Source organism: Vibrio nigripulchritudo ATCC 27043 (genome assembly GCF_000222685.1).
GTDB classification, from domain to species: domain Bacteria; phylum Pseudomonadota; class Gammaproteobacteria; order Enterobacterales; family Vibrionaceae; genus Vibrio; species Vibrio nigripulchritudo.
Map to the genome: position 1 here is coordinate 1 of NZ_AFWJ01000089.1, position 8,674 is coordinate 8,674.

Here is an 8,674-nt window from a genome sequence, read left to right on the forward strand (position 1 = left end):
ACTCAACTGCTATTTCTTGTGGATTGACAGCATTTGTATGTTTTCATCAAATGAAAGACTCAATTCTAATAATGTAGATATACAAATTGTCGCCTTTTCTGCTAATAACTGCGTTGCATCAAATTGTGTTAAGATGCCACCGCTTTGGCACCAGCTAGAACACCTAACTTTACTCCTGCTGGTGCATCTTCAAACACTATACATTTGTGCACATTCACATTTAGTTTTTCCGCTCCAAGAATATACGGCTCAGGGTTAGGCTTACCTTGTGAAACTTGTTCTGGTGTGATCAATACTTTAGGAAAAGGTAAATTAGCGGCTTTAATTCTAGCTGTAGCCACGGGCAACGTACCTGATGTAACAATAGCCCAAGGAACACTTTGGTTATTTAAAATATTTAGAAACTCAATAGCGCCAGGTAATGCAACAACACCTCTAGTATCATTGGACTCCATCATTTCAAGACATTGGGCATCTTTCTGAACTTCATCAGTCGATGCGCTAGGTCTTAACGCTAAAATAGCTTCATGTGTTGGCTTACCTTGGACAGCTGGTAGTATTTCATTTACATCAATGTGATACTTAAGCGCAAAAGCTTCCCAAGCACGAGTAATAACGTCACTAGAATCGACTAATGTCCCATCTAAATCAAATAGTCACCCGCCAAATTCTATATTCATTACACTTCCTTTACTGTACTCGGGCATATAACGCTGATGTAAACTGCACAAAATAGCAGGCTAAAATTGGGAGCAAAGCGGACACAGCCTGCTGTTTTGTGTCCGCTTTGACAACCTTGTTAGGCCTTTTTCAAATCAACTATCAACTCATAAACAGCATCAAATGAGTCATAACCAGAGTCTGTATTAAAATGTCCCCCATCTTTGACGACCACTGTATCTCCTTTTATTAATTTTGAGAATGAATTGAGCTCCTCTAAAGGTAGGTAAGGATCGTTTTCAGAAACAAAACATACTGTTGGAATTTCTAATTTTAAAAACTGCTCTGCTTCATCATCTGAAACATATAAATTGCTATTTAACTTATCAAAATCTTCTAGTCCAGAAATAAAAGAGTTGAATCCACTAACTGTTACGAGTGTCTTAACCGATACTTTTTTAGAAGCCAGATACTTAACCCAGAAAACAGCAGATGAGCTGTGCCCAATGACTACAGACTGTGGTCCCAATAGCCCTGCATCGAAATATGAATCAATGATTCGACTCCAATTATCAAAATCCTGACCTAAAGGCGTTGGAAGATATGGATTGTAGCAAGCGACACCGCTTTCAGATAGCTGTTTATTCAACCAACCAAACCAATTGTCGAATGGACTACCAAATGTACCGTGTAAAACAAAAGTATTCATCATAATCTTCCTTATTTATAAATCGTATAGACGTTAAAGTTATCAGAATATACATCCTGACTTTTTGCCTTTTGATAATCACTGAAAATGCTTAGCAATTTGTCTTCCCATAATTTTGAGCTAGGCATAAAGAAGCTAAATTTCATATTATCTTGCCAACCCAATTTATCGAACAGATTAAACACATCTTCATCAATCAATTTCAGTTTATAAAGCCGATAAATTTCTTGATGCATATAAGAAAAACTTAATGTATTTTCCTCTACGTTTAGGCAATGCATAGCTATATCAAAAATGTATCTGGAAAACACATTCCCATGTAACCTATATTGGGAAGCGTCTGAGAGAATGCTATCGAGAGAAGACTTCCGATATTCAGAATTGGAAAAGAAACTCTTTGTTACAAAAACACCTCCGGCAATTAAAGAACACCTTACTCTATTGAGAAAGTCAGGAAGCTCAAATTCATTCACATTACCAACAACGAGATCACCAACAACAATATGAAATTCTTCGCTAAACTCCATTTCTTGCCATCGTTTATTTATAAGCTCACTTTTAGCGTGTTTGTACTTCATTTGTTCAGATATTTTTTGATAATAACCTAAACTAAAATCAACTACTGTTGTATCAAGGTTCTCTTCATGAGCCCAATCTCGAAACTCTGATGTAGATCCAAGTATTAGAACTTTTATCCTTTCATTGCGAAATTTATTCCTAATTTCTTTTAGCGCATTAGAGTATATCTGTAACTCTGAAGCAGAAACCCTACAGGGAGGATAATAATTCGTCCATTTTTCTGCAAGTGCCGTTCCCCAGCCACTACTCTCATCTGACATAACACCTCACTCAATTGACTTTAAAATGTAATATGAAATTTGTGGGATAGTACAAAACTGTCTGACGTTAACGACGGAAGTTCCCTCTAGAATATCTACACACCGATTTAAATAGTCAAAATAGTCGACAACATTAAAATTAATTGCATTGAAAACTGGGTTCTTGTCTCTGATTCTTAACAAGACACTTATCATAAGCACCGCCGAAAGGGTTCTATTCGAATTCTCCTCAGAAGAGAGGCTAGGGCTGCCACCAAGCCATTCATTCTCGTTTTCAACAACATATTTTAAAACAGAGCTGATTTTTTGATGATACTCACTTACCGCATCTAGGGCTTCAAACGCTTCAAGACATAATGCTGTCGATTCCCATTTAGTGACCCAATCACCTACACCACTTTTCCAATAGCTGTTTTCAAAAATCCGTAGTGATAGGGAGTCCAATGCCTCTGCTATCACTTTACTATCACAATCCCTATCTTTAACGACACTTAAACTAACAAGTATTCTTGCTGTAATCCAAGGTACTCTATATGGATACCATCCTCCGTTATCATCTAATCTTGCACCTTCTGGTTTGCATATTAGCCTTTTTAGAGCTGCTTTTCGCACTTGTTCAAGAACTTCATATTGGCTGTCATTCGCAATATCTACTGCTAAGCCATACAAGTAATTGTCGTGTAATCCCCACTTGTCAATGTTCTGCCATTTTGTTTTCGATGAACGCTGAAAATAGTTGTCTATTTCATCTTCTTTTTCCATGCAGGATACGATGCTATTAAGTTCTTCTGGAGTTACTAATATATGACTTTTGTCAACAGAAAAACTATTGTCCAATTGCAAGTGAAAGCTTTTAAGGAATTTATTTAATAAACTTTGATAATCAGACCGAGATGTATAACCACAAATTTTAGCTATGCTTGCTAAAAAATATTGAGATGATATGGCTGTTGCCCATTGCTCATTATCTAGCCCATAATGCGAAATCAGGTGGGTCAATCGATTTTTCAAGCTAAATTTTTCATCTTCCGTTAGAACGTCTGCCTTAGCGATGGCTTCTGCACCGTCGATTACATCTATAATTTTCGATGGCTTAGTACCTGTAATTCCCCAAACAAGCTTCCATACATTGTGACTAAAGTTACCAGCACCAAAGTCGATATAGTTTCTATCACTTAAGAATGGGGGGATTTCTGCTTGACTAAGGATAATTGGTATTAGCTTAAAGTTATTGTTCTCTCTGTTATTAATAATGGAGAGTGCTCTAAAGTACTCACTTTCAACCCATTTAGAGTCCATGGATTTTTTCGAAACAACTATGACGGCGCATTTCGCGGACGCCATGCCAAACTCCAGAGACTGGGCGAAAAGCTCCCCAGGTGCAATTTCATCCTTGTCTAGCCATGATTTTATATCGTAGCATTCCATTGCTTTTTTCAAGTCCTCTACCCAAGGTTTGTCATTGCTACTGTGGCTTAAAAAAACGTCATATTCCTTCACACCAATACCTCCAAATTTTTATAACTTAATCGCCTTCTCAAAACTGATAAAACAAATCAGCCAACTTGGTATTCATCTGATTCCCCTACGATCATCCGGCCACAATCCTCGACCTATACGCTGAGTTTGGGGAGCCACGTTGGTCTAACGCCCTGTTAAGGTGTGAGTAACGCAATACCAAAGCCGCCGCATACCACCTTAAACACTAAACACAACGCATAGTGAAAATGCCACGTGTTGCAAATCACTCTTAAACAGTTTGTTAGCTTTACGCAAAATCCAGCGAATAAGTAAATATGTCACATGATCTACACTTGAACTTGTAGATTGCAGGATTTCCACCTTTTTCATAGTAAGTGACTATTTGGTGCCACTCATTACTGCCTATCAGCTGATCGTTTAGTAAAGCCTCTAATTCCGCGTCTTTTACCTGTAATAGATCAAACTTCTCTGCATCTCCATGAAACTCACAAGCATCGCCACAGTGCGATAGCCACACTTCTTGCTGCCATGAAATATAGCTTGGAGTTCTTTCGCAAATTTCTTGTACCACAGACTTATCAAGTCCAGCTTTCATCAATGGATGTGGATCCGCAAACTCTCCGTCGAATTTCTTCGCCGCCGAGCCATCAGAAATACACCAGGGACAAATAGTTTCTATGTCATGCTCAGAGTAAATAGTAGAAGTTGCCCTGTAACCACGACTGACACCACAACATTCACAATTTGCATCTGTAACTTCTAAAGCACCCGTTTTGATGGGATCTGGATGATACTTAAATGTTGGTAATTCTATTGTACCTCCGAGTAAAGCTAACAATTATTATCCGACAAAATATCCATATAATTTATCCACAGCCCGTCGTGATAAAACGCGAATCTAACATTCAATTTGCTGATATTTAATAATAAAAATCGAAATATAAGAAATAACGCACATAAGTAAGAACAGAAACGGGAAAAGTGGACATAGGTTGATCCAAAGCAAAGGAATGCCTGAGTATCGGGTACTCAAACACTCTCTAACAGAGGCTCGATTTAGAGCGCGGGGTTAGACCTAGAAAGCACTGCATTGAGTTCCTGAAAGCGCTGAAACTTCTCTCTTAGCCTTGCTGACTGCTTAGGTTCTGGTTCTACTATTTTGCCGGGGGTGTGGGTAGCACAGATGGCTTCGTTAAAGTCTTTGTAATGCCCACTTCCTACCGCGGCGCACAATGCGGCGGCGCGGCAGCCTTCCTGTTCGGTGGACGAGATTTCGACTGGCAGTTGGGAAGCCGAAGCAAACATGTTCACCCAGACTCGTGATTTGGTGGGGCCGCCCGTCATTTTTATTCGCTGTGCGTTGGGGGTGATTTTCAGGATTCTGTCTTGATTAATCAGGTGCGAAAAGACGATGCCTTCATAAATCGCGTTGATGACCTCTTGCTTACCATGGTGACCTTGCAAACCAATCAGACTGCCATGTAGCCCTGTTCCACCGTTTGAACCGTAAAGATAAGGCAGGTAATAGACTTCATCGATGTTTCGCTTTTGTGCCTGTTCTACCCATTGGTTGCACTGTTGCAGACTCACATCCGGCAACAAATGCTGCCTCCACCACGCAAGATTGCTGGCAGAAGTTGGAGAACCCTCATGCACAAAGTAGGTATCTTTGGTGCAATAGTGCCCCCAAATGTAGTGATGGTCGCTCGGTTCTATCCACTTGGATAACGCAGTGGCAATGGACCAGGTTCCGGCAGCGATACTGATGGCTTGGTTGTCGTTTAAGCCAGAAGCGATAGCAGAAGCCACCACATCGAAAAGTCCGCCGAAAACGGGGGTGCCCGCGTTTAGCCCCAGCGCTTTGGCTGCGCCAAGTGTCACACTTCCACAATGTTCCGACGATTCGACCATAGGCGGCAGGCTTGAAAGAATATCTGATACCCCAAACGCGCTGGCGAGTTGTTCCGAATATTGGTTGGTGTGGTTGTCGTAAAGGTTGCTGCCTGAAATGTTCGTCAGCTCTGCCCCTTTCTCTCCCGTCATCATAAAACGGATGTAGTCGTGCACCATCAAAACCGTGTCTATCTTCTGGTAATTCTCTGGTTCATGCTCTTTTAGCCACGCGAGCAGAGAAACAGGTTGCCCCGTCCAGATCTGTTGCCGGCTGTTCGGATAGGTACGATCTTCTACTCCGTTTTTTTGCCAGTCAGAGACCAAAGTTGCAGCCCGAGTGTCTGAAGACACTATGCCATTTCGAAGTGGCTGATTGTGGCGGTCCAGTAGATACAGCCCCTTACCGTGAGAGGAAAAGCTGATGCCCTTTACCTGATGTTTGGCAATTTGAGATTGGGCAATCGCAGACTGAGTGACCTCACACACGGCTAGCCACAGGTCCTCCATATTGCGCTCTGCAAAGCCAGGGTGTTCAGAGAGCAAAGGGACGTTCTTTTCTGCTACCGCCATCTCCTGCCCTTCAGCATCATATACACCGGCTTTGGTCAGGGTGCCACCTAAATCGATTCCAATAAAATACGCCATGGGCTGCTCCGCGTTTATCCGTTTTTAGGCTTTCTTGCTCTTATCTGTTCCGACATAAATCGCCACCAGAATGATAATGCCTTTGATAACGTTTTGTACGTAGGGTGATATCCCAACCAAGTTGAGACCATTGTTCAGTACGCCCAACAGCATTGCGCCAACCAGAGTACCGAGAATGGCACCTTTCCCTCCGCTCATTGCAGCGCCTCCCAATACAACGGCTGCAATGGCGTCTAGCTCAAAAGCAACACCCGCGTTGGGCTGACCACTCATTAAGCGTGAAGTAAGAATGATGCCTGCGACCGCAGAAGTAAGACCGCTAATGGTGTACACAATCATGGTGATTTTGGGCACTTTAATGCCACTTAGGCGCGCGGCTTCTGAGTTGCCACCAATGGCGTAAACATGGCGACCAAAAGGCGTGTGGTTCAGGAAGATATAGGCAATTAGATAAACCACCAGCATAATCAAAATAGGGGTTTGTAAACCAAACACATCTCCCCTGCCAAGGAAGCTAAACCAGCTAGGCAAACCAGAGATGGGGTAACCACCCGTGTAGATAAGAGCGAGCCCTCTGGCGATACCAAGCGCAGCAAGGGTCACGATAAAGGCGGGCATTTTCCCGTAGGCGATTAGAAAACCATTGATAGCACCAAAGCACGAACCCAGAGCCAAACCACCGATAATCGCCAGTTCCGGCGGGACGCCCGCAATCATTAGCCCAGCAGTGACCGTGCCTGCGAGTGCCATCACCGAGCCTACAGAAAGGTCGATGCCCCCAATGAGAATGGCGCAAGTCATCCCCACCGCAATAATGGCGTTGATGGAAACTTGTCTGGCAACGTTCGTCAGGTTGTTGGCAGTGAGGAAATTATCGTCCGCTACTACCATAATAAGAAAGACAGCCAGAAACCCGAGTAGTGGGTAAAACACCGGATGTTTAGACCACTGCCTGAAGTATTTTGCTGCTCCTGAATTCGCTGTATTCTGGTTTGTTGTAGAGGCTGAATTCGCATTGGATTTATTGTCTGTTTTTGAAAGCGTACTCATGCTGCTTGCCCCGTTGCGTGTAACATTATTGTGTTTGAGTTGATGTCTTGATCGGTTAAATCCGCGACGATTTCGCCTTCACGAAACACCACGACTCTGTCGCAAAGCCCAATGATTTCTGGCAATTCGGAAGACACCATAATGATGGCGATGCCCTGTCGGGTAAGCGCTCGGATCAATTCGTAAATTTCCGCTTTCGCGCCCACGTCTATGCCGCGAGTGGGTTCATCGAAAATCAGAATTTTGCAGTCGTTATTTAACCAGCGAGCGATCACCACTTTTTGCTGGTTCCCGCCGCTGAGATTGTTGACTTCGGTTTCTTCATCCGGCGTTTTGATCTGTACTTTTTGAATCAGGTCTCGCGCTTTGAAGGCTTCCTTGTCTTTATGAATAAAGCGCCCCATGACCAGTTCGTCGGCAAAATTGTTTAATGTAATGTTGTCCTTTACGGCAAATGGCAGAATCAGACCTTCTTCTTTTCTGTCTTCTGGCAACAAGCCAATGCCTTTTGACAAAGCAACCGCAGGGTTCGATAGCGATACTCGCTCGCCACTTAATGTGACTTGTTTAGTGTGTGCGGGGTCTGCGCCTATTAGTGCTTTCACCGTTTCGGTTCTGCCTGAACCGACTAATCCGGCAAAGCCTAGGATCTCACCCGGATAGAGTTTGAAATGATTATTTGGGCTGTCGGCAGACAACTGAATGGAATCCACTGAGAGAATCGGTTCTGACCGTTCAATGTGTTCTTCTTTTGCTGGAAAGGTATTTTCAACTTTGCGCCCCACCATCATCTCGACCAGATCATCAACGCTGCTCTCCGAGACCTCTTTTGTGCCAACATACGTCCCGTCTCTGAGTACTGTGATTCGGTCGCAGATTTCAAAAATCTCTTCCAGATGATGAGAGATAAAGAACATCCCTACCCCAAGTTTTCGAAGATCTGACATCACGCTAAACAGGCGCTCCGCTTCTTTTGGCGTTAAGGTGGCAGTCGGTTCATCCAGCACCAGAATTCTGGCATCAAGAGAAAGCGCTTTGGCTATTTCGATAAATTGTTGCTCGGCAATGCTAAGCTCAGAAATCGGGCAATCCAGATCGATATCCACCTCTAGCCTTTTGAAAATTTGCAGTGCTGCAATTTTCATTTTGGCTCTGTCTAATGTGCCAAACCGAGTTCGAAACTCTCGGTTGAGGAAGATGTTTTCAACCGCATTGAGGCTTGGGATTAATGAAAATTCCTGAAAGATGATTCCGATCCCTGCGTCAATCGCATCCAGATACCCGGAAAATGCGACCTTTCGCCCTTCAACCGATATGGTGCCTTCGTCGTTGCTGTAAATACCGCAGAGAATTTTCATCAGAGTCGACTTGCCAGCTCCGTTTTCACCCAGCAAAG

8 protein-coding genes are annotated in these 8,674 nt (G+C 43.1%); all 8 read right to left on the reverse strand.

The window, feature by feature from the left end; all coding sequences use genetic code 11:
- Positions 1-128: 128 nt before the first annotated feature.
- Positions 129-614 (reverse strand): HAD-IA family hydrolase, encoded by a 486-nt coding sequence (locus RH89_RS28670; RefSeq protein WP_080563984.1) that lies wholly within the window; start codon positions 612-614, stop codon positions 129-131.
- A 185-nt stretch (positions 615-799) separates the two neighbouring features.
- Positions 800-1,372 carry an RBBP9/YdeN family alpha/beta hydrolase gene (locus RH89_RS09060; protein ID WP_080563985.1) on the reverse strand — a complete coding sequence of 191 codons (573 nt, stop codon included), beginning with the start codon at positions 1,370-1,372 and terminating at the stop codon, positions 800-802.
- Positions 1,373-1,380: 8 nt separating this feature from the next.
- Positions 1,381-2,208 (reverse strand): hypothetical protein, encoded by an 828-nt coding sequence (locus RH89_RS09065; RefSeq protein ID WP_004401284.1) that lies wholly within the window; start codon positions 2,206-2,208, stop codon positions 1,381-1,383.
- Positions 2,209-2,214: 6 nt separating this feature from the next.
- A complete protein-coding gene (locus RH89_RS09070; RefSeq protein WP_004401285.1) occupies positions 2,215-3,708 on the reverse strand; it encodes a toll/interleukin-1 receptor domain-containing protein in 1,494 nt (497 codons plus the stop codon).
- 268 nt (positions 3,709-3,976) lie between these two features.
- Positions 3,977-4,528, reverse strand: coding sequence for a CbrC family protein (locus RH89_RS09075; RefSeq protein WP_004401286.1), 552 nt, complete (start codon positions 4,526-4,528; stop codon positions 3,977-3,979).
- A gap of 218 nt (positions 4,529-4,746) precedes the next feature.
- Positions 4,747-6,228: an FGGY-family carbohydrate kinase gene (locus RH89_RS09080; protein WP_004401287.1), complete on the reverse strand. Its 1,482-nt coding sequence runs from the start codon at positions 6,226-6,228 to the stop codon at positions 4,747-4,749.
- A gap of 24 nt (positions 6,229-6,252) precedes the next feature.
- Positions 6,253-7,278 (reverse strand): ABC transporter permease, encoded by a 1,026-nt coding sequence (locus RH89_RS09085; protein ID WP_004401288.1) that lies wholly within the window; start codon positions 7,276-7,278, stop codon positions 6,253-6,255.
- On the reverse strand, positions 7,275-8,674 hold a 1,400-nt coding region (locus tag RH89_RS09090; protein ID WP_038145387.1), incomplete at its 5' end, for a sugar ABC transporter ATP-binding protein. The genes RH89_RS09090 and RH89_RS09085, both read right to left, overlap by 4 nt.